At 38.0% G+C, this 22,128-nt stretch carries 21 protein-coding genes and 1 riboswitch; of the genes, 16 read left to right on the top strand and 5 right to left on the bottom strand.

The window, feature by feature from the left end:
- Positions 1 to 16 precede the first annotated feature (16 nt).
- The 14 genes from ACJ004_RS07455 (at position 17) to ACJ004_RS07390 (ending at position 18,294) form a co-directional block, all read left to right on the top strand.
- On the top strand, positions 17 to 544 hold the full coding sequence (locus ACJ004_RS07455; protein WP_410892643.1) for a shikimate kinase: 528 nt from the start codon (positions 17 to 19) through the stop codon (positions 542 to 544).
- Positions 545 to 594: 50 nt separating this feature from the next.
- Entirely contained in the window at positions 595 to 1,359 is a 765-nt protein-coding gene (gene aroD / locus ACJ004_RS07450; protein ID WP_410892201.1) for a type I 3-dehydroquinate dehydratase, read from the top strand.
- A gap of 243 nt (positions 1,360 to 1,602) precedes the next feature.
- Entirely contained in the window at positions 1,603 to 2,649 is a 1,047-nt protein-coding gene (argC, locus tag ACJ004_RS07445) for an N-acetyl-gamma-glutamyl-phosphate reductase (RefSeq protein ID WP_410892199.1), read from the top strand.
- A gap of 48 nt (positions 2,650 to 2,697) precedes the next feature.
- Positions 2,698 to 3,927 carry a bifunctional ornithine acetyltransferase/N-acetylglutamate synthase gene (argJ, locus tag ACJ004_RS07440; RefSeq protein WP_410892198.1) on the top strand — a complete coding sequence of 410 codons (1,230 nt, stop codon included), beginning with the start codon at positions 2,698 to 2,700 and terminating at the stop codon, positions 3,925 to 3,927.
- Positions 3,928 to 3,941: 14 nt separating this feature from the next.
- Positions 3,942 to 4,739, top strand: coding sequence for an acetylglutamate kinase (argB, locus tag ACJ004_RS07435; protein ID WP_410892197.1), 798 nt, complete (start codon positions 3,942 to 3,944; stop codon positions 4,737 to 4,739).
- Positions 4,739 to 5,938 carry an acetylornithine transaminase gene (gene argD / locus ACJ004_RS07430; protein ID WP_410892196.1) on the top strand — a complete coding sequence of 400 codons (1,200 nt, stop codon included), beginning with the start codon at positions 4,739 to 4,741 and terminating at the stop codon, positions 5,936 to 5,938. Before argB ends, argD begins: the two co-directional genes overlap by 1 nt.
- A gap of 5 nt (positions 5,939 to 5,943) precedes the next feature.
- Complete coding sequence (locus tag ACJ004_RS07425) at positions 5,944 to 7,020, top strand: carbamoyl phosphate synthase small subunit (protein ID WP_410892642.1); 1,077 nt, start codon at positions 5,944 to 5,946, stop codon at positions 7,018 to 7,020.
- Positions 7,007 to 10,234, top strand: a complete 3,228-nt coding sequence (gene carB, locus ACJ004_RS07420; protein WP_410892195.1) for a carbamoyl-phosphate synthase (glutamine-hydrolyzing) large subunit — start codon at positions 7,007 to 7,009, stop codon at positions 10,232 to 10,234. Before ACJ004_RS07425 ends, carB begins: the two co-directional genes overlap by 14 nt.
- Positions 10,227 to 11,204: an ornithine carbamoyltransferase gene (argF, locus tag ACJ004_RS07415; RefSeq protein ID WP_410892641.1), complete on the top strand. Its 978-nt coding sequence runs from the start codon at positions 10,227 to 10,229 to the stop codon at positions 11,202 to 11,204. Before carB ends, argF begins: the two co-directional genes overlap by 8 nt.
- An 85-nt stretch (positions 11,205 to 11,289) precedes the next feature.
- Complete coding sequence (locus ACJ004_RS07410; protein WP_410892194.1) at positions 11,290 to 12,501, top strand: argininosuccinate synthase; 1,212 nt, start codon at positions 11,290 to 11,292, stop codon at positions 12,499 to 12,501.
- A gap of 61 nt (positions 12,502 to 12,562) precedes the next feature.
- On the top strand, positions 12,563 to 13,939 hold the full coding sequence (gene argH, locus ACJ004_RS07405) for an argininosuccinate lyase (protein WP_410892193.1): 1,377 nt from the start codon (positions 12,563 to 12,565) through the stop codon (positions 13,937 to 13,939).
- A 155-nt stretch (positions 13,940 to 14,094) separates the two neighbouring features.
- Positions 14,095 to 14,204, top strand: a riboswitch (SAM riboswitch).
- Positions 14,205 to 14,304: 100 nt separating this feature from the next.
- Complete coding sequence (locus tag ACJ004_RS07400) at positions 14,305 to 15,543, top strand: homoserine dehydrogenase (RefSeq protein ID WP_410892192.1); 1,239 nt, start codon at positions 14,305 to 14,307, stop codon at positions 15,541 to 15,543.
- A gap of 181 nt (positions 15,544 to 15,724) precedes the next feature.
- Positions 15,725 to 17,575 carry a glycosyltransferase gene (locus ACJ004_RS07395; protein WP_410892190.1) on the top strand — a complete coding sequence of 617 codons (1,851 nt, stop codon included), beginning with the start codon at positions 15,725 to 15,727 and terminating at the stop codon, positions 17,573 to 17,575.
- Between the two features lie 29 nt (positions 17,576 to 17,604).
- Positions 17,605 to 18,294 carry a glycosyltransferase family 2 protein gene (locus ACJ004_RS07390; protein WP_410892189.1) on the top strand — a complete coding sequence of 230 codons (690 nt, stop codon included), beginning with the start codon at positions 17,605 to 17,607 and terminating at the stop codon, positions 18,292 to 18,294.
- A gap of 84 nt (positions 18,295 to 18,378) precedes the next feature.
- On the opposite strand, the gene ACJ004_RS07385 is transcribed toward ACJ004_RS07390, so the two are convergent.
- The 3 genes from ACJ004_RS07385 to ACJ004_RS07375 form a co-directional block, all read right to left on the bottom strand.
- Entirely contained in the window at positions 18,379 to 18,570 is a 192-nt protein-coding gene (locus tag ACJ004_RS07385) for a YfhD family protein (RefSeq protein WP_410892187.1), read from the bottom strand.
- A gap of 147 nt (positions 18,571 to 18,717) precedes the next feature.
- A complete protein-coding gene (locus tag ACJ004_RS07380; RefSeq protein ID WP_410892185.1) occupies positions 18,718 to 18,852 on the bottom strand; it encodes a YfhE family protein in 135 nt (44 codons plus the stop codon).
- 119 nt (positions 18,853 to 18,971) lie between these two features.
- Positions 18,972 to 19,880, bottom strand: a complete 909-nt coding sequence (locus tag ACJ004_RS07375) for a TIGR01777 family oxidoreductase (RefSeq protein WP_410892184.1) — start codon at positions 19,878 to 19,880, stop codon at positions 18,972 to 18,974.
- A gap of 77 nt (positions 19,881 to 19,957) precedes the next feature.
- Here ACJ004_RS07375 and recX point away from each other — a divergent pair, with 77 nt between their 5' ends.
- On the top strand, positions 19,958 to 20,773 hold the full coding sequence (recX, locus tag ACJ004_RS07370; RefSeq protein WP_410892182.1) for a recombination regulator RecX: 816 nt from the start codon (positions 19,958 to 19,960) through the stop codon (positions 20,771 to 20,773).
- An 8-nt stretch (positions 20,774 to 20,781) separates the two neighbouring features.
- Here the strand turns inward: recX and ACJ004_RS07365 are convergent, their stop codons facing one another.
- Positions 20,782 to 21,459 (bottom strand): SDR family NAD(P)-dependent oxidoreductase, encoded by a 678-nt coding sequence (locus ACJ004_RS07365; protein ID WP_410892180.1) that lies wholly within the window; start codon positions 21,457 to 21,459, stop codon positions 20,782 to 20,784.
- Between the two features lie 87 nt (positions 21,460 to 21,546).
- Between ACJ004_RS07365 and ACJ004_RS07360 the strand changes: the two genes are divergently transcribed.
- Complete coding sequence (locus ACJ004_RS07360; RefSeq protein ID WP_410892178.1) at positions 21,547 to 21,870, top strand: YfhH family protein; 324 nt, start codon at positions 21,547 to 21,549, stop codon at positions 21,868 to 21,870.
- Between the two features lie 61 nt (positions 21,871 to 21,931).
- Here ACJ004_RS07360 and ACJ004_RS07355 read toward each other — a convergent pair whose 3' ends face one another.
- Positions 21,932 to 22,108, bottom strand: coding sequence for a small, acid-soluble spore protein K (locus tag ACJ004_RS07355; protein ID WP_410892177.1), 177 nt, complete (start codon positions 22,106 to 22,108; stop codon positions 21,932 to 21,934).
- Positions 22,109 to 22,128 lie beyond the last annotated feature (20 nt).

Below are 22,128 nucleotides of genomic sequence, written 5' to 3'. Positions count from 1 at the left end.
ATTGGAGGTCTGGGGTATTTTGGAGAGAAGAGACAAGAGTATTGTATTTATTGGGTTTATGGGTGTTGGAAAAACTACTATTGGCAAGAAAGTTGCTACTAAACTCAATCGAGAATTTATTGATATTGATGAAAGAATTGAAAAAGAATATAACATGCCTGTGTCGCAAATTTTTACTGAATTTGGTGAGAAAGAGTTTAGAGATAGAGAAAAAAGTTTAATTCAAAGTCTAGCAGAACAAAAGCAAAAGGTTATTTCTGTTGGTGGAGGAGCTTTCCTTCAAAGGGAGATTAGGGAGACCTGTTTGGCATCTTGTATGGTTATTTTCCTCGAACTATCATTGGAAGCCTGGAAGGATCGATTAGGGTTAATTATTGACAGTCGCCCTGTTTTACAAGGAAAGTCTATGGAAGAAATGGAAGAGCTTTTTTATAAAAGACAAGATATTTATCGGAACCATCATTTGAAGATTTCTACCGATCACAAAAATACGGAAGAAATTGCTGACCAAATTGTAAAAGAATTAATTTCTTATTCGGAATAAACCAAGACTGCTCTTGAAAATTTTAAAAAGATAAACGAGGAGTGGGGAAAATGTCTAAAACGGTTACTGTTAGAGGCCTCACAATTGGGGAGGAAATCCCAAAAATCTGTGTGCCTTTAGTGGGGGAATCCATAGCAGAATTAAAGGAAGAGGCGGTATTTCTTAAAAATATCGACTTAGATGTGGTCGAGTGGCGGGTCGACTTTTTTGATCAAGTGGAAAATATTGAGCAAGTGAAAAAGGCTCTAGTTGAAATTCGAACGATTCTGCCTAAAACACCACTTATCTTTACTTTTCGAAGTCATAAAGAAGGCGGAAATAAGGAAATTTCCACTTCGTTCTATTTTGAATTAAACAAGACGATAGTAGAAATGGGCATGATCGATATCATTGATGTTGAATTATTCAATGATGAAAATGAGGTCAAAGGCTTAATTGAAGTTGCACATGCCAAAAATGTCTATGTAATTATTTCTAACCATGATTTTCATAAGACACCTGGAAAGGAAGAAATTATCTCGAGATTACGAAAAGCACAGGAATTGGGTGGAGATCTACCGAAAATTGCCGTGATGCCAACTAATACGGCGGATGTGCTTACTCTCTTAGACGCAACTAATACAATGAACGAGCAGTATGCTGATCGACCTTTCATTACCATGTCTATGGCAGGTAAAGGAGTCATTAGTCGATTGTCCGGAGAATTATTTGGCTCAGCTCTTACCTTTGGAGCAGCAAAAAAAGCCTCTGCGCCAGGACAGGTGGCAGTTAATGAATTAAGAAACGTATTAAACCTGTTACATGCAAGTTTATAAACATTTGAAAAGCACTCACTGGGTGCTTTTTTATTTTTATTTATGAGTGAAGGGTCGCCTAATAAATGGTTTTTTTATATACATCACTATGCATAAAAATTGTATAATCTTACATTTAAAAATGAAAGCGTTTTCACGAACAAGGGGGATTATTTTCATTAAAAACAGAAAATTAAGCTATTTTTTCATTGAATAATTATATAAAACTATGTATAATAATTCATTATGAAAGCAACTTAGGAGATGGGTAAATTGAAGGCTGCAATTATCGGTGGAACCGGGTATGGATCGATTGAATTAGTAAGGTTAATCAATAAACACCCTTATTTGGAGGTTGGCTCAGTTGTATCTAACTCACAATCAGGGTCTAGCTTTAGCGAAATTTATCCTCACCTTTCAGGCATTGCTGATCAACCACTTGAAAAATTAGATGTTGATGAATTGTCTGAAAAGAACGATATTGTATTTTTTGCAACCCCTTCAGGTGTGAGCAGCAAACTTTTGCCACAACTAGTTGATAGGGGAATAAAATGTATTGATTTATCTGGAGATTTCCGGCTAAGGTCCGGTGATATATATGAAACATGGTATAAGCATTCACCAGCAGAAGATAAATATTTGCAACAAGCAACCTACGGATTAAGTGAAATTTATGCAAAAGAAATAAAGAATGCTAACTTAATAGCTAATCCTGGCTGTTATCCAACCGCCACAACGCTGGGTCTTATTCCGGTATTAAATACAAACTTAGCAGATGAAAAGTCGATAATCATTGATGCAAAATCTGGTGTTTCTGGAGCAGGAAGAGGGCTGTCATTAACGGCACATTACTCCGAAATCAATGAAAACTTTAAAGCTTATAAATTAGGAAAACATCAACATATACCGGAAATTGAGCAAGTCCTTACAGATGAGAGTGGAAGTCCAGTGACCGTTACTTTTACTACCCATCTTGTACCTATGACAAGGGGAATTATGTGCTCGATGTATGTGAACCTTAAAGAAGAAATTTCAACACAAAAAGTTATCGAGTTATATAAACAATTTTATAAAGAATCTCGTTTTATAAGAGTACGGCCTGAAGGAAATATTCCTTCAACAAAAGAGGTCTCTGGAAGTAATTATTGTGATATTGGGCTGCATGTTGACGAAAGAACAAACCGGTTAACTATCATTTCAGTTATTGATAATTTGGTTAAAGGGGCTGCTGGGCAGGCCATTCAAAACTTTAATTTGATGAATGGCTGGGATGAGCGAATGGGGCTCACGGACATTCCTATGTATCCATAAATAATAAAAACTACCTTGATTTTTAGATGAACGAAGGGGGAAATTAAATTGACACAAGCTACATCTACGAATGAGATCGTTGTAATAGAAGAAGGTAGTGTTACCTTACCGAAGGGGTACAAAGCAGGCGGAATGCACTGTGGAATAAAAAGAAAACGACTTGATTTAGGATATATCGTTTCAGAAGTACCTGCAACAACAGCAGGAGTGTATACAACCAACATCTTTCAAGCAGCTCCGTTGTTAGTTACCCAAGAAAGTATCGCAAAGGAGAATAAAGTTCAAGCAATTATTGTGAACTCAGGAAATGCTAATGCATGTACAGGTGAACAGGGTTTACTTGATGCATTCGCTATGCAAAAGAGTTTTGCAAATGAATTGGGCATAGAAGAACATCTCGTTGCTGTTACTTCAACCGGAGTCATCGGAGAGCTTTTACCAATGGATAAAGTGCTATCGGGGATAAAACAAATCCTAAATAAAGAGAACCAAGATGAAAATAACTTTAAAAAAGCTATCCTAACAACCGACACTTGTGTCAAACATACAGCAGTGCAAATGACGATCGATGGAAAGACTGTTTCCATCGGTGGAGCATCAAAAGGATCGGGAATGATTCACCCAAACATGGCGACCATGCTCGGATTTGTAACAACAGATGCAAACATTGCCCAAGAAGACCTGCTTACAGCACTTAGAGAAGTCACTAACCAAACATTTAATATGATAACAGTTGATGGTGATACAAGTACAAACGATATGGTCTTAGTTATGGCAAATGGGTTAGCAGAGAATAATCAACTAACTAAAGACCACCCAGAATGGAATATTTTCAAACAAGGGTTAAAAATCGTAAGTGAGTCCCTCGCTAAAAAAATTGCAAGAGATGGTGAGGGTGCTACAAAACTGGTAGAAGTTCAAGTTAATGGAGCCTACAGCCAAAATGCAGCAAGTGCAGTTGGTAAAGCAATTATTTCTTCCAATCTTGTAAAAACTGCTATTTATGGGACGGATCCAAACTGGGGGAGAATTGTTACGGCTATCGGATATAGCGGTGTACCTGTTGAACCTAACGCGATTAAGGTGGCAATCGGACCTTTCACGGTATTTGAAAATGGACTGCCAAGTAACTTTGTAGAGGAACAAGTAAAGGAATACTTGGAATCGGAAAATGTGAAATTGACTGTTGAATTAAACCAAGGTGAATATACCGCTACAGCCTGGGGATGCGACTTAACTTATGATTATGTGAAAATCAACGCATCCTACCGCACGTAAGGGAGGACGAGAGAATGAAATATATAGTCATTAAGTGCGGAGGAAGTGTGTTAGATAATCTTCCAAGATCCTTTTATGAAGATATCGTTTCTCTTCATGAATCAAGCGAATGGACACCAATCATCGTTCATGGCGGCGGTCCACTCATCACATCCTTATTAAAAAATTTAAACGTTGAAACCACGTTTGTGAATGGTCTGAGAGTTACCAATCACGAAGTATTAGATATAGTTGAAATGGTATTGAGCGGTTCCGTCAACAAACAAGTTGTCCGTAACATTATCGAAGTTGGAGGAAAGGCCCTTGGCGTTAGTGGTGTAGATGGTTGTCTATTAAAAGCTATGCCAATCAAAAATGCTGACACATTAGGCTTTGTTGGTGAAGTTGTCGAGGTCAATCACGAAGTAATTGAAGGAATCATTGCCCAAGGAAATATTCCAGTAATTTCTCCAGTCGGCATCGATGCAGGTGGACAAAGGTATAACATAAATGGTGATATTGCTGCCTCGGCGATTGCTAAAGCATTGGGGGCAAATCTTTGCTTTATCAGTGATATTCCTGGAATCTTAGTTGAAAAGAATGGTACTAAGACAAAACTTGATAAAGTCTCAAAGGCAACAATCGAGGAACTAATAAAAAACAAGACTATTTATGGTGGGATGATTCCTAAAGTAAAAGCCGCCATTGACGGTCTTGTCCATAAAATACCCGAAGTTAGTATCATAAACGGATTTGAAAATAGTAGCTTAATAGATTATACGAATGGTAAATTGACTGGAACTAAAATTGTCTTAGAAGAGGGGATCGCGTAATGTCAATCAATAATTCCATAACACTAACATCGCCTGTAATGGCAACATATACTCGCTTCCCTGTCACAGTCGTTAAAGGAAAAGGAAGCTATGTGTGGGATGATCAGGGAAAACAATATCTAGATTTCACTTCCGGAATAGCGACTTGTAACCTAGGGCATGTTCCGGATGTCGTAAAAGAAAAACTTGAAGATCAATTACAGAATTTATGGCACTGTTCAAATCTCTATAACATCCCAAATCAGCAGAAGCTGGCAGCACTTCTTACAGCCAATAGTTGCGGGGATCAGGTTTTCTTTTGTAATAGTGGAGCGGAAGCGAATGAAGCAGCAATTAAATTAGCAAGAAGATATGCCAACAAAGTGAAAGGAATAGAAGCACCGGAAATTGTAACCTTCCAGCAATCCTTTCATGGGAGAACACTAGCAACCTTATCGGCCACAGGACAAGAAAAAATTCAGCAAGGATTTTATCCGTTAGTAACAGGGTTTACCTATCTGCCATTTAATGATGAAGAAGCGCTTGAATTGCTTTATACCATTGAACCTGCAGCCGTTCTCCTTGAACTTGTCCAAGGCGAAGGGGGAGTCATTCCTGCAAATCAAGAATGGGTAAATAAACTTGCAAAAATTTGTAAAGAAAGAGAAATCCTCTTGATGGTTGACGAAATCCAAACAGGAATCGGAAGAACAGGGACACTCTTTGCATATGAACAGTACTCGATTGAGCCCGATGTCATTAGCATTGCCAAAGGTCTTGGCTCAGGTTTTCCAATCGGAGCGATAATTGCAAAAGAAGAAGCGGCCAAAGGCTTTGACCCAGGCAGCCACGGCAGTACCTTTGGAGGAAACCCATTAGCCACCGCTGCAGGAGTCGCAACGGTTACACATATAAAAGATACGAACATATTAAAACAAGCAAATGAAATGGCATCGTACTTAGATAAAAAACTGCATTTCTTAAAGGAAAAGTACTCATTTATAAAAGATATCCGCGGACTAGGTCTGCTAAAGGGAATTGTTGTTGAAACAAATGCCTTAGAAATTGTTCAAAAAGCGATCACCAACCAACTTCTTATTTTAACGGCCGGACCAAATGTAGTAAGGATTTTACCGCCGTTAACGGTAACAATAGAAGAAATAAATGAATTTATTAAAGCATTGGAAAAAACTTTCCAAAGTATAGAGAAAGGCGAGTGAATATTTTGCAGAATGGATACCTTACTTTGGAAACGGGAGAAGTCTTTGAAGGAGTCCTAATTGGTGCCGAAAAAGAGTCTCTCGGGGAAGTAGTTTTTAATACTAGCATGACTGGGTATCAAGAGATTATCACCGACCCCTCATACGCAGGACAAATTATTACGTTCTGTTATCCAATCATCGGAAGTTATGGGATAAATGCGATCGATAATGAGAGTATCACACCAGCTTTATCAGGGGTCATCATCGGTGATTTATGTGAAACACCGAGCCATTATCAATCAATCAATAAATTTTCAGAAAAACTTAAAGACGCTGGAGTTCCGGGAATTGCAGGAATTGATACACGACTTTTAGTAAAGACCATTCGCAGTCGCGGGACGGTAAAAGGGTATTTAAGCCAATCCAAGAACTGCGAAATTTCAGCATCCGAAAAAGCTTCATTTTGGGTAGAAAAGGTATCAACCAAAAAAATTCAATCTTTCAAAAATAACGGCCCACATGTGGTCCTAATGGATTTTGGATATAAAAAGTCGATTCTCAATGCTCTGCTGGATGAGGATTGTGCGGTTACCATTGTTCCTTACAATACACCTTATGAAAAAATCAAAGCCTTGAATCCAGATGGTGTCCTGTTCAGCAACGGCCCTGGGGATCCGATGGAATTGAAAAAATGGTTTCCAGAAATAAAAAAGATAACCCAAAACTATCCTTCGCTAGGGATTTGTTTAGGACATCAGTTAATCGCCCTTGCATATGGGGCAAAAACAACAAAACTAGCCTACGGACATCGCGGTGGTAACCATCCGGTTAAGGAACTATTGACTGGAAAAGTCAAAATTACTGCACAAAACCATGGCTATGTTGTGGTTGATGAAAGTATTGACACCAAAGTATTTGCTGTCACTTACCGTAATGTAAATGATCGTTCTATTGAAGGGTTAAAGCATAAGAACTTTCCAATTCAAACCGTGCAATTTCATCCGGAAGCCCATCCAGGGCCAAGCGATACAGAATATATCTTAAAAGAATTTGTAAGTCAGATCGCATCAATGGGAGAGACAGTATATGCCATTAAATAACAGCTTAAAAAAAGTATTAGTGATTGGATCAGGTCCCATTGTTATTGGGCAGGCGGCAGAATTTGATTATGCAGGTACACAGGCATGTATAGCCTTGAAAGAAGAAGGAATTGAAGTTGTTTTAATTAATAATAACCCGGCAACCATCATGACTGATGAAGCAGTTGCCGATAAGGTATATATTGAACCGCTTACTGTTGAAACCATTGAAAAAATCATCCAAAAAGAAAAACCAGATGGGATTATTGGCACACTAGGCGGTCAAACCGGCTTGAATTTAACGGTGGACCTTTACGAACAGAATATTTTAGAAAAATATAACGTGGAGTTATTAGGAACATCTGTCGAATCCATCAAAAATGGTGAGGATAGAGAAAGGTTCCGCAGTTTGATGCTTAAAATTGGGGAGCCCATTCCTGAGTCTGCCATTATTCACAGCTTCGAAGAAGGGGTATCCTTTGTTAAAGAAATTGGATTTCCTGTTATTATTCGACCTGCGTATACCCTTGGAGGGGATGGAGGCGGCTTTGCCTATAATGAAGAAGAATTTGAAACGGTTCTAAAAAAAGGCTTAGCAGCCAGTCCGATTCATCAAGTGTTAGTTGAAAGAAGTATTAAAGGCTGGAAAGAAATAGAATATGAGGTTATGAGAGACGCTAATGATACGTGCATCATTGTTTGTAATATGGAAAATATGGACCCAGTTGGTGTTCATACGGGAGATTCGATTGTCGTCGCCCCATCGCAAACATTAACAGATGTCCAATATCAAATGCTTCGTGATTCTTCGATAAAAGTAATTAAAGAATTAAAGATTATCGGTGGCTGTAACATCCAGTTTGCACTTCATCCGGCATCCAATCAGTATTACATTATCGAAGTCAATCCAAGGGTAAGCCGTTCTTCGGCACTTGCATCTAAAGCAACTGGTTATCCGATTGCGAGGATGGCAGCAAAGTGTGCGGTAGGATATCATTTGGATGAGATTGTGAATCCGATAACAGGTAATACTTTTGCATCATTTGAGCCAGCGATTGATTATATTGTGGTGAAACTACCTCGCTTTCCTTTTGACAAATTTCCTGAAGCAGATCGCACCTTAGGAACGCAAATGAAGGCTACTGGGGAAGTAATGGCGATCGATCGGACCTTTGAAGGGGCTTTAAATAAAGCCATTCGCTCAATGGAAATGAATGTGTATGGGCTCTGCCTCCAGGGAAATAAATTTGTGGAAGAGAAGACCTTGCATGAACTTCTTAAACAGGCGAATGACCAACGGCTGTTCATCATTGCAGAATCATTTAGAAGAGGAATCGGCCTTGATAAAGTTCAACAATTAACTGAGATTGATCCATGGTTTTTGCACAAAATTAGCTCAATCGTTACGTTAGAAACGAAATTAGCGACCTATAAATGGAGCGATGTTCCAGTTTCCTTGCTTAAAGAGGCAAAAAGGAATAATATCGCCGATAAGTTGCTAGCGCAAATCTATGCAATTCCTGAAAAACAGGTAAGAAGCAAGTGGAAAGAACTCAACTGGAAACCTGGCTATAAGATGGTTGATACTTGTTCGGCAGAATTTGACGCCGTCACCCCATACTATTATTCTACCTGGCATGGGTTTGACGAGGTTGAAGTTACCAATAAGAAAAAGATCCTCGTTATTGGTTCAGGTCCGATTCGTATCGGGCAGGGAATTGAATTTGATTACTGTTCAGTACATGCAGCAAAAGCGATTAAGAAAAAGGGCTACGAGGCAGTAGTTATTAATAATAACCCCGAGACAGTTAGTACCGATTACTCTGTTGCGGACCGCCTCTATTTTGAACCACTTGCTGCTGAGGATGTGCTTCATGTCATCGAAAAAGAAAAGGTCGATGGTGTATTGATTCAGTTTGGCGGACAAACGGCGATTAATATCGCCCATGCATTAGAAGAAGAGGGTGTGAAAATCTTAGGCACATCCGTGGAAAATGTCGATCGCTTAGAAGATCGGAAAGAATTCTATCAACTGTTAGAGGATTTAAATATTCCACATATTGAAGGGCAAACAGTGACGCACCCCGAAGAACTGAAAAAAGCAGCTGCTACGTTAGGCTATCCAGTTTTAGTGAGACCATCCTATGTCATTGGCGGTCAATCAATGTTTACGATTTTTTCAGAAGCGGAATTAAATCAATATATAGCTCAACTCGAGAAAAATTCGCAAGCTACAATGTGGCCTTTATTAGTAGACAAATATTTACCTGGACTTGAATGCGAGATTGATGCCATTTGTGATGGGGAAAATATCGTCGTGCCGGGAATTTTTGAACATATAGAAAAAGCTGGAGTTCATTCTGGAGATAGTATTTCGGTATTCCCGCCGCTTTCACTGTCAGATAAAGTTAAAAAGACATTAATTGATTATGCTGGAAAAATTGCTAACTCAGCACCAGTGATCGGAATCATGAACATTCAATTTGTTATCTATCAAGATCAGGTTAATGTACTTGAAGTCAATCCACGTTCGTCTAGAACGGTGCCAATTATGAGTAAGGTTACTGGAATACCGATGATTGAATGGGCGACTCGAGTACAATTAGGAGAAACGCTAATCGATTTAGGTTCAACAACGGGACTAATGGATGAACCTGATTATTTTTCAGTAAAATCACCGGTGTTTTCATCTAGTAAACTTAAAGGTGTCGACCATGTGCTAGGACCTGAAATGAAATCAACTGGTGAAGCACTTGGGATGGGTGTAACCTATCAAGAAGCACTTGAAAAGTCGATTCCATCTTTTGGCGGACAATCAGATGAAAATTATCTATTTTGTTCCATTGCCGATCGCGATAAGCAAGCATCACTCCCAATCATGCTAGAACTGGTAAAAAAACAATACAAGATTGTTGCTACAGAGGGGACAGCTGCCTATTTTCAACACCATGGGATTCAAGTTGAAAAAGTGATTAAAGATGATAATGAGGTCATTACACTTTTCCGCAACCAGTCTATGAAGGCTGTAATTAATATACCGAACCAAGGTCGTAATAAAATTAAATTTGGGTTCCAGATTCGTGAACATGCCGTTCGATACAAAGTGCCAGTATTTACACACTTAGATACAATTGAAGCGATAATCGACCTTGAAAAAGGGACGCAATCCGATTTTGGGGTACGTTCAGTGAATGAATATTACAAGTTGGAAGAAAGAGGTGCCGTTCATGGGTGAGGCTATTAATTTATTCGAAATCAGTAATAAAACCGTGCTGGAACTGAAAGGGAAAGATTTTTTACAGCTTTCCGATTTCAGTACAGATCAAATCCTCTATCTTCTCAACGAGGCGATAGAGATGAAGAAACTCCAAAAACAAGGAAAACCTCATCCGTATTTAGCGGGAAAGGTTTTAGGAATGATTTTTGAAAAATCCTCTACCCGTACAAGGGTATCATTTGAAGTAGGGATGTTGCAGCTCGGTGGCCATGCGATATTCCTAAGTACAAAAGATATCCAATTAGGAAGAGGAGAAAGTATTTCAGATACCGCAAAAGTGTTGTCACGGTATGTAGATGGCTTAATGATTCGAACTTTTTCACATTATTCCGTCGAGGAGTTAGCTGAACATGCAACAGTACCAGTTATTAATGGCTTAACCGACCTTCAGCATCCAACTCAAGTGTTGGCAGATCTGTTAACAATACTAGAGCATAAAGGAAAATTGGCTGGCTTAAAGCTTTGCTATATTGGTGATGGGAATAACAATATGACCCATTCGCTAATGGAGGGCGCTATGAAAGTGGGAATGGATATTAGCATTGCCAGTCCACCAGGCTATTTGCCTAATGGTAAAATAACTGAAAATGCCATTAAAATTGGAAAACAAACTGGAAGTTCACTACTCATTACAAATGATCCCGAAGAAGCAGTGAAAGGCGCAGATGTTATTGTAACAGATGTTTGGACCAGTATGGGGCAGGAAGAAGAAACGGAAAAGAGATTGAAAGCATTCCAAGGTTTCCAAGTAAATGAAGAACTATGCAAATTAGCAAAGGATGATTTTATCTTTTTGCATTGTTTACCAGCCCACCGTGGTGAAGAAGTAACAGCAGAAGTAATTGATGGTCCACATTCAGTCGTTTTTGATGAAGCTGAGAACCGTCTCCATGCTCAAAAAGCAATTTTAAAACTTTTACTAGAATAATAGTTTCATTTTCTATGGAACTTGTTGTATAATAATTCTATCGGTTGGATAAAAATACAGAATTAGTAAGAGGAGAATAAAGAACATGACAAAAGAAAAAATCGTTTTAGCCTACTCAGGCGGTTTAGATACATCAGTTTCAGTAAAATGGATTCAAGAAAAATACGGATATGACGTAATTGCTTTAGGTCTAGATGTCGGCGAAGGAAAAGACTTAGAAGCTATCAAAAACAAAGCACTGAACGTTGGAGCCATTAAGGCCTACATGATCGATGCAAAAGAATTATTAGCAAAAGAATATATTTTACCTGCCTTAAAAGCTAATTGCTTATATGAAGGGAAATATCCATTATCTTCTGCGTTATCTCGTCCGCTTATTTCCAAATTATTAGTGGAAGTAGCTGAAAAAGAGGGGGCTGCTGCTGTAGCCCATGGCTGTACAGGTAAAGGAAATGATCAGGTTCGTTTTGAAGTTTCCATCCAAGCATTAAATCCAAGCTTGAAAGTTGTTGCTCCCGTTCGTGAATGGGGAATGACACGTGACGAAGAAATTGAATATGCAGAGGAAAATGGGATTCCAATTCCGGTCGATTTAGATAATCCATTTTCAATTGATGCCAACATCTGGGGTCGTGCTTGTGAGGCTGGAGTTCTGGAAAATCCATGGGCTGAGGCACCAGAAGCAGCCTTCGATTGGACGAATCCGATTGAGTTGACTCCAGATACGGCTGAATATGTTGAAATCGAATTTGAACAGGGTGTACCAGTTGCTCTAAACGGTGAAAAACTACCGCTTGTACAATTAATTGAAACGCTCAATGCGCTTGGCGGCAAGCACGGTGTTGGCCGTATCGACCACATCGAAAATAGATTAGTAGGGATTAAATCTCGTGAAGTCTACGAAAATCCTGCTGCCTTAATTTTAATCAATGCCCATAAAGAATTAGAGTTTTTAACCTTAACTCGAGAGGTTTCACAATTCAAGACACAGGTTGAACAGCAAATGGCTAAGATCATTTACGAAGGACTTTGGTATTCACCTATCAAACCTGCCCTAGATGCATTTATTAATGAAACTCAAAAGACGGTTACTGGTACCATTCGCGTTAAACTTCATAAAGGTAACCATACTGTTGTTGGAAGAAAGTCTCCATACAGCCTATACAATGAGGAACTAGCAACTTATTCTAAAGGTGATGCGTTTGATCATAATGCTGCTGTAGGATTTATTAAGATTTGGGGTTTGCCAACAAAGGTCAATTCAGAAGTGAATAAAAAGGAATCTATTTTAAAATAATGCGGATTGCCCTCGAGTCCTTTTCGAGGGCTCTCTTGTTAGGGTTAAGGAGGAGCACGATATGTCGAAGTTATGGGGCGGCCGTTTTACAAAAGAAACCAATAAGCTAGTTGAGGAATTCACAGCCTCAATTTCTTTTGACCAAAAGCTTGCTAAGGAAGATATCGCTGGAAGCCTCGCCCATGTGCAAATGCTGGGTGAGTGCGGCATCATTCCAATGGAGGATGCCGGGAAAATTAAGGATGGCCTTCTCTCTATTAAAAAGCTGGTGGATACCAATGAAGTTGAATTTTTAGTAGAAGATGAAGATATTCATATGAATATTGAAAAGCTATTAATTGAAAAAATCGGTCCAGTCGGTGGAAAGCTTCATACTGGGCGAAGCCGTAATGACCAGGTTGCCACCGACATGCATCTGTATTTAAGAACAAAAACGACCGAGCTTATTAAATTATTAGAGGATGTCCAACAAGCATTAGTCGAGCAGGCGAAAGAGAATGTCCAAACATTAATTCCTGGATATACACACTTGCAGCGGGCTCAGCCTGTGTCCTTTGCCCATCATTTAATGGCCTATTTTTGGATGTTTGAACGTGATAAAGAGAGATTGATTGATAGTTTGAAGCGCATCAATTGGCTTCCGCTTGGTTCAGGGGCATTGGCAGGAACAACTTTTCCAATTAACCGTGAACGTGTGGCTGAATTGTTGGGGTTTGAAACGGTTTATCCTAACAGTATGGACGCTGTTAGTGATCGCGACTTTATTCTTGAATTTTTATCAATAGGTTCCATTATCATGACCCATATATCCAGATTATCGGAAGAACTTGTGATTTGGTCAAGCCAGGAGTTTCAATTCGTGGAGTTAGACGATTCATTTTGCACAGGTTCAAGTATTATGCCGCAAAAGAAAAATCCAGATGTTCCTGAGCTGTTACGTGGAAAAACAGGCAGGACTTATGGCAATTTAATCGGCTTATTGACCGTTCTCAAGGGTTTGCCACTCGCCTACAACAAGGATTTACAAGAAGATAAAGAAGGTATGTTTGATACGGTTGAAACCCTTGAAGGTTCTTTAATGTTATTAGCGCCGATGATCGAAACAATGACTGTTAATAAAGATGTGATGCGTAAGGCAATTAACAATGACTTTTCAAATGCTACGGATATTGCCGATTACTTGGTGAGAAAAGGACTGCCCTTCCGTGATGCACATGAAGTTATCGGAAAAATCGTGTTATATGCAATCCAGTCTAACAAATTTTTGCTGGATTTGAGTTTCGAAGAATATCAAAGCTTTAACCCATTATTTGAGGAAGATATTTATGTGGTATTGGCTCCCGAGCATGTGGTTAGTGTTAGAAATAGCTTTGGGGGAACGGCTCCAGAGCAAGTTGAGAAGCAAATCAAGCTAGCTGAGGGAAAACTGCAGCGATAAATATGAATTTTTTCAGGCTCGCCATTTGGCGGGCTTAAATTTTGAGATTTATTCACTCGTAATAAAAAGAAATTTCAAATAATATTGACAACTACAAAGGATTCCACTAGAATTCTTTTTATAACTTGGAAATTGAATGAAACAAATACATAAAACTCTTATCCAGAGCGGCGGAGGGACTAGGCCCGATGAAGCCCGGCAACCATCAAGGTAATACTTGAAAAGGTGCTAATTCCTGCAGGTTATTTAACCTGGCAGATAAGAGGAGGAAACTAACCCTCTTCTTATGAAGAGGGTTTTTCGTATTTATATGTTTGTAAAACTACATTTGGTCATATCTAATATTAATTGAAGGGTGGATAAACATGTCTGTAATTAAAGTGGCAATTCTAGGTTTTGGAACAGTTGGGGAAGGTGTTTATAAAACAATTCAATCTCATACAGAAGAGCTTGAGGGAGTGTTAGGGAGAAAGGTCGAGGTTGCAGCTGTACTCATTAGAAATAAGCAGAAAAAGAGAAATATTGATGAAGATGTTTTAATCACCTCAGATTTCGATGAAATTTTAGACCTTCCTCAACTTGATGTGATTGTTGAAGCAATCGTCGACAAAGAACCGCCCTTTACATTTCTAAAACAAGCAATTCAAAAAGGCTGCCACGTCATTACAGCAAATAAAGAAATGTTTGCACACCACGGGAATGAGCTGCTCCGGTTAGCAGAGAAGCATAATGTTTCAGTGGGTTACGAAGCGACAGTTGCAGGCGGTATACCTGTTATTCAAACTTTAAGACAGTTATTAAATGTTAATCGTGTTCGTCACATCCAAGGAATTCTAAATGGGACATCGAATTTCATCCTAACGGAAATGCGTGAGAAAAAGCATTCCTTTTCAGCCGCTCTGAGTTTAGCGCAAGCAAAGGGTTTTGCCGAAGCGGATCCAACCAACGATGTAGAAGGTTATGATGCGTTTTATAAAACAATGATTCTTAGCAGAATTGCTTTTGGAGAGGAACCAAATTGGGAAGAGGTTGGACGGGAAGGGATTACCTCGATTACAAGTGAATTAATCGAGTCAGCTGAAAAACATGGTTTAAGGTTTAAACATATTGCAAGTATTTGTATGGAAGGTGGTCAAATTAACGCAACAGTTAGACCAGCCCTTGTTGGAAAGTCTCATCCTTTTTATTCTATTGAAGGCGTAGAAAATGCAGTAAATGTTAATTCAGATATTGTAGGAAGTATTACTTTACAAGGTCCAGGTGCTGGAATGTTTCCAACTGCAAGTGCAGTGATCGAAGATCTAGTCTATGTCTGTCAAAATCAGTCGACAAATAAGAATTATAAAAAAACGATTTCAGTTAATTATGGAGATAAAGAGGGAAATGGAGACGAATTATGGTTCATTCAAGGTCTTTCAAAGGATTATAAAAACCCTCTAATAACTTGGATTGCTCAATCTACTGATGATACAGCCGTTATCCAGACAACTAGGGAGGAAAGAGAAAAGTTAATTAATCAGCAGAAGGTAACAAGTTGCTTCCAAATATTAGGTGAATATGAGAAGTTGGGCAACAATAAAGAAGTTACTCTTGCTGTCCTGTAATAAAAAAAATTATAGCCATTATTCCAAAAAGAGCATGTAAGTGCTCTTTTTTTTATGAAATTTACGCGCTCTCAATAATAACTGGGGATAAGTTTAGTCAAAATCAAAAGCTATTCATATTGTGTAAAAGCTTAACCAAAATGGACTAGTCATTTTTAAATGAAAATTGAAGAGGTGCGTCATGTTAGGGAATAGCTTGAATGGACGATTATTAACGAATCTGAAAAATACATTTACCTTTGAGTTTTGGGTTATGCCTGAAAGCGATCATACTATTGATCAACAATCTCGGGAAAAGCCAGCTGAAGTAGGTGGAAAGAATTACATCATTGGACCTGCACAGGGGGTGTCCGATAATGATGCCGGGGTTAGTGTTTCCGTTGGACAAAATGGAATAACGGTTTATGAACATACCAAGAAAAATATATATGCGGTGTTAGTCTATGAAGCCATAATTAATGATCTTATTCATATTGCTATTGCCTATGAAGACAGAGAGCCGCAGCTATTCATTAATGGGAAGTTTGTAAAAAAAGGTGAACGAAGCCCGATAACGTATGTCTACCCATCGGGAATGATTGGAGGGCAACCTGGTCTTTTCTTTAATGGAGATATCAACGAGATTAGGCTTTGGAATCTCTGCCGGACAGAACAAAATCTTCAGGATAATTTGAATAAAAAGCTTACTGGAAACGAAGCAGGTCTATATGGTGTTTGGCCAACCACCCCAGTAAATAAGCAAAAACCACAGAGGAAAAATAGGAAAAAACAAAACTCCAGGATTAATAAGGACTTAAGCTCCTCTAAAGGGAAACAAAATGAAAAATTACAAGTAAATGAGAACGGAGATATTGAAGTCAGTATTATTATTCCTTCCCTAAATAAATATCCACTAAATCTCCTGACACTCTTCTCACTTGAATACCAAACATTCAATCCTTCAAAAATGGAAGTTATCTTTATAGATGATGCTTCAACAGACCAAACGGAAGAAAAGGTAAAGGGCTATAAGCCGCCATATCATTTTAAATATATACGTAATAAAAAGAATCTTGGAAGAGCAAAGGTTCGAAATTTAGGCATTCGTTCAGCAAGAGGCAGCATTCTTATTTTTCTAGATGCAGAAATGATAACAGAACCTGATTTTGTTGAAAGACATCATAAGCTCCACCAATCAAAAAGTAAGCTGATTATATCGGGTGCAATGCATTCAAGAGTCATACACTCATGTATCTTTCCTGAATTCACCAAAAAGAATATAAACAAAATCTCAACTATATCAAAAAATAACAAGGAGATTTATTCGAGGATTAATGACTTTAGATATCCATGTAAAGAACCGTATCCGTTGTTAGAAAAAAAAGATATTGAAAAGAAAGTATTTAAAAATTTAGGTGTTGAAGTATACCCGTGGTTCCAACTGATAACCCGCCATTTTCCTGCTGACTTAGAGGGGTTTGCGTTTCCATGGATGGCTTTTCTTACTGGGAATGTTTCTATTCGTAAAAAGTTTATTATTGAGGCAGGATTGTTTGATGAAGACTTTGTCAAGTACGGTTACGAAGATTGGGAAATAGGTTATCGTCTATATAAAATGGGCGCCAAATATATTGTTAGAAACGATTTGATAACGTACCATCAAGAACATCCTGTTGGAGTAAGTAAGTGGAAAGAGGCAATTAACAATCTGGGACTGTTTATGAAAAAGCATCATGACATCGATGTTCTAATTCTTGGATTAGAGATATCAGGTCTAGCAGATTTATTAACGATGAATAAGGTATTAAGCGAATATAAGTTACTCATTCAATCCTATCCAGAGCTTTTTCTGAAATTTCAAGAAAAGTTCATTCGCATCCTTGAAACAATCCTCCTTATACTTCAAATCGACATTCGTCACATAAATATCTTAGGAGCAGCAGGCTTTGGCACTGACGACAGAAAAGAACTTCAAGAAGATATTAATTCAATCAAAGGTCTAAAAAAGTTTACAAATTTAACTTCCCTTTTAGAAAAGATTCTGAACTCTTAAAAAATTTCTCAAGCTAAAGGAGTGAAAGTGTGGTTTCCATTATTACATGTACAATGAGAGAAGAAAATATCAAAAATGTTTTCAAAAATTATAAACTGCAATCCTGGAAGGATAAAGAACTGATCATTATCTTAAATAAGGATTCAATGAATATTGATAGATGGATCAAAAAGGCAAAGAAATATCGTAATGTCCAGATTTATCAACTACACGAAAAAGCAACATTAGGTGACTGCTTAAATTTTGGGATTATGAAAGCAAATCATGATATTATTGCAAAATTTGATGACGATGATTATTACGGGCCTGACTACATTAAAAGTTCGATGGATGCTTTTAAAAATAAAGATATTTCTATTATCGGAAAAAGCTCTTTATATATCTATTTTAAAAATAAAAAAGCACTGATCCATGTATCAGGGAGTGAGAATTCAATCACAGACACTGTTGCTGGAGCAACATTAATGTTTAGAAAAGATGTGTTCCAACATGTTCAATTTGAAAAAGTAAATCGAGCGGAGGATTACTTTTTCATTGATCAATGTAAAGAGAAGGGCTTTAATGTTTATTCAACTGAACGTTTTCATTTCGCAGTCATCAGACATGATACCGAAAAACATACATGGAAGATTGCTGATAAGGATCTTATGGAATGGGGAGAATTAATCACCTATACAGAAGATTTCAAATCGCTAGTCTCAAAAAATGTCGCGATTTGAGGATTGAGCAGTTGTTCGCTTTTCGCTTATCATATAAAAAGAAGCAGGATGCCCTGCTTCTTTTTTGTTACCGCTTCTTTTAATTTATTTATTTCTTCTCGTATTTACACGTTGATTTGCTGCGTTAGCACGTGCTTGTGCTTCAAGGTCGGCATGGTCTGCAAATTCTGCAGAATATTCAACGTCATTTCCATCTGTTATTTTTAGGTTCTTAGGTGTTTGTGGAAGTGAACTTTTGTTGCTATTACTTTTTCCACTGTTATGCATACGACCCATTTCTAAAAACCCCTTTCATTATTAACATCCAAGGAGCTAAGTAAGTTGCTCCCTTTAATATCATTTACAAAACGAAAGGGAACCATGAATGGAAAATACTTCAGCAGATCAGTCCAATCCTGCGCTTTTTTGAAGCAATGGTTTAACCTAAAGTCTAGTTTTCTTATCGTGATACCCGCCTGCACGGTCTGCCATTTTAAATTCTCTTTGATAAGAAACTTCCTGCATGCTTGTTAATGGGTATTTGCCTCGGTCCTTATCTTTTTTCTTTTTTTCCGCCATTTTGCTCATTCCTTTCAACAGTTTTTAAGTTAATCGTCATCAAGCTATGTGGTAAAAAATAGAAGCACTATATGTACTTATTTCCATTTTTACCTTTTAGGAAAGGAATGATACTGTTTTTAAGAAAATATATTTTTTAATGCCAATTTGACATCCGAGTACTGAAATTGATAGCCATTTTCTAAAAGCTTTTTCGGTAACACCTTTTGACCATCAACAACCAAGGTACTCATTTCACCAAGAAGCATTTGAAGGGCAAAGCTAGGGACAGGCAGCCAGTGGGGACGGTGCAATACATTGGATAATGTTTTACCAAATTCAGACATCGTTACAGGGTTTGGAGCGGTAAAATTAATCGGACCCTCCATTTGCTCATTTTCGATAATAAAGGAAATGGCTTTTACGACATCCTCAATGTGAATCCATGACATCCATTGACGTCCCTTCCCAATTGGCCCGCCAAAAAATGATTTATAAGGAAAAGCTATTTTAGGAAGGGCCCCTTCTTGTTTATCAAGGATAATGCCAAACCTACAAAAAACGGTGCGTACTCCTAATTGGGAAGCTTTACCTGCCTCGTTTTCCCATTGCTGCACTGTTTTGGATAAAAAATCATTCCCGAAGCCATGGTTTTCTTTTTCCGTAAAAATCTTCTCAAAAGATGTTCCATAAATGCCAATTGCACTAGCATTAATAAGTGCCTTTGGTTTTGTGTTTAATGTAGATATGATGCCTATCAATGCATTAACAGATTCTAAACGACTGGTTAAGATTTTTTCTTTTCTTTGTTGTGTCCAACGACCGCCATTAATCGATTCACCAGCAAGGTTAATAAAAATATCAGTTCCTTCAATTTCTTGTAAAGGGTTTGAATTTTCACTTAGCCATTGAACGTACCGAATCCGTTCGCTGCCATTCGTTTCTTTTATTTTTCGGGTTAAAATGATTACTTCATGATTTTTTTTCAACAAATGCTTGATTAGAGCTTTCCCCACAAAGCCAGTTCCACCCGCAATGGTAATTTTCAATTTTTCCGCCCCCTTATTATGTTTTATCTTACAATATTTTATTAGGAATATGGTAAAGTATTGTTGAGGTGAATAACATGGCCATTATTACAAAGATCACCACACAGCAGAAAAATCAAGATCGCTTTAATATTTTTATGGATTACGGCAAGGGGAAGGGTGAAGAATATGCCTTCAGTGTCGACAGTAATGTTCTCATTAAATTTCAATTAAAAAAGGGAATGGAAGTTGATGATTTTTCCTTCATCGAAATTCAGTATCAAGACGACATTCGTAAAGCCTACAATAAAGCCATTCATTACTTATCTAGAAGGATGAGGTCGGAAAAAGAAATAAAGGATTACCTTATTTCAAAGGAGATAGAGGAACCTGTCATCAATGAAATTATCCATAAATTATCCACTCAGAAATACATAAATGATGAGGAGTATGCGTTGGCTTATGTACGAACTCAAGCCAACACTACTGATAAAGGTCCAACTGTCATTAAAATGGAACTAAAGGAAAAAGGAATTGATGAGGCCACACTCATGCTTGCATTAGGGGAATATCCCTTAGAGCAGCAGATTGAAAAAGCCACCAAAATAAGCGGAAAGTTTTACGAAAAGAACACTAAGGAATCACTAAAAATTCAAAAGCAGAAACTTGAGAACCTGCTGCTTAGAAAAGGTTATTCCTATGATGTCATAAATATTGCTGTTAATGAAGCTTCAGTAAATAATGAGGCTGATGAGGATATGGATGCAATCCGATTCCAAGGTGAGAAGGCTACCCGAAAATATAGTAAATACAGTGGCTTTGAATTTCAACAAAAGATGAAGCATGCCTTATATCGAAAAGGTTTCCCAATGGAACTCATTGAAACATACTTAGCAGAATTGGAAAAATCATGACTAAACCGTCATGATTTTTTACTTTCAATAATAATGGAGTCCTGATCGATTTGTTCCATAATAATTTCAGCCACTTCTCTTGGTGTGCGGAAGCGTGAGAGGTCTTTGATGTGGTCGCTATGAGCCCAAAAGGAGGTATCCATTCCGCCCATATAAACGGCATTTATTTTTATACTGTGATCCTCATATTCCTTTTGCAAACTTTCGGTAAAGCCCCTTACAGCAAATTTACTGGCCGCATAAACTGCTTCATTCACTTTCCCGCGTAAACCCGCTGTTGATATAATATTCATTATTCTCCCATCAGGAATCTTTAATAAATGTGGTAAAATTGCTTTTGTCATCAATAGAGTTCCTAGAACATTTGTATTTATCATTTCCACCATGTGCTGTTCATCTATTTCAACAAAAGGACCGAAATGTCCAACACCTGCATTATTGACTAATCCGCAAATCGTATAAGAATGGCTGATTTCTTCCACTTTTTTCGATACATCATCCGCGTTTTGAATATCTAAGGGAAGGATAGCTGCTCTTCCTCCATGTGCTATAATTTCATCCCTAGCTGTTGTTAACTTTTCAATCGTCCTTCCGGTAAGCAGAAGGTGATAACCTTTCTGTGAAAAAAGGTGTGCTAATTCTTTTCCTAAACCCGAACCAGCCCCTGTAATGATGATTGTTTTCATATAAAATCTCCTTCATTCATTTCATTCTTTATTAATTATATAAAAATTACTATACTAAGATAAAGGGATAAGGGGAGTGGATGAACTATGCACCAGGAGAAACGCTATAGTACTATGACGGAACATGAACTGAGACAGGAAATTGGCAACCTTCAAGAGCAAGCTAGAAAAGCTGAACAAATGGGGATGGTGAATGAGTTTGCCGTGCTTGAAAGAAAAGTTCAAATGGCAAAAGCATACCTAATTGACCCGGACGAGTATAAACCTGGTGAACTTTATGAAATTGAAGGAAACCCGGGACAATATTTTAAAATTGACTATTTAAATGGTGTGTTTGCTTGGGGTTATCGACTTAAGGGGGATGGCCATGAAGAGGCCTTGCCAATCTCTCTTTTAAAAAAGCTAAAATAATCATTGAATAAACCAGAGAGAATACCTCTCTGGCTTATTCTGTTCTTACAGTAGAAAAAGTCTATTTATAAACTTGCGGCGAGTCATCGTCGCGCTCCCCTGATGCACGCATCCGTTCTTGTGGATGGGTATTAATCGTACCATCTGCTCTTGTTGAAGCATATTCTGCTTTAGCTCTTGGTTCTCCCTCAAGCTTGTTATTATTTTGATTTGGGAAATTCGTTGCTTTATTTCGCATGATTTACCTCCAGAAGGGAA

The organism is Neobacillus sp. 204 (assembly GCF_046562815.1).
Taxonomy (GTDB): Bacteria; Bacillota; Bacilli; order Bacillales; family Cytobacillaceae; genus Neobacillus.
Note: the sequence above shows the minus strand (reverse complement) of the source record. Positions and strands in the feature narration are given on the sequence as shown.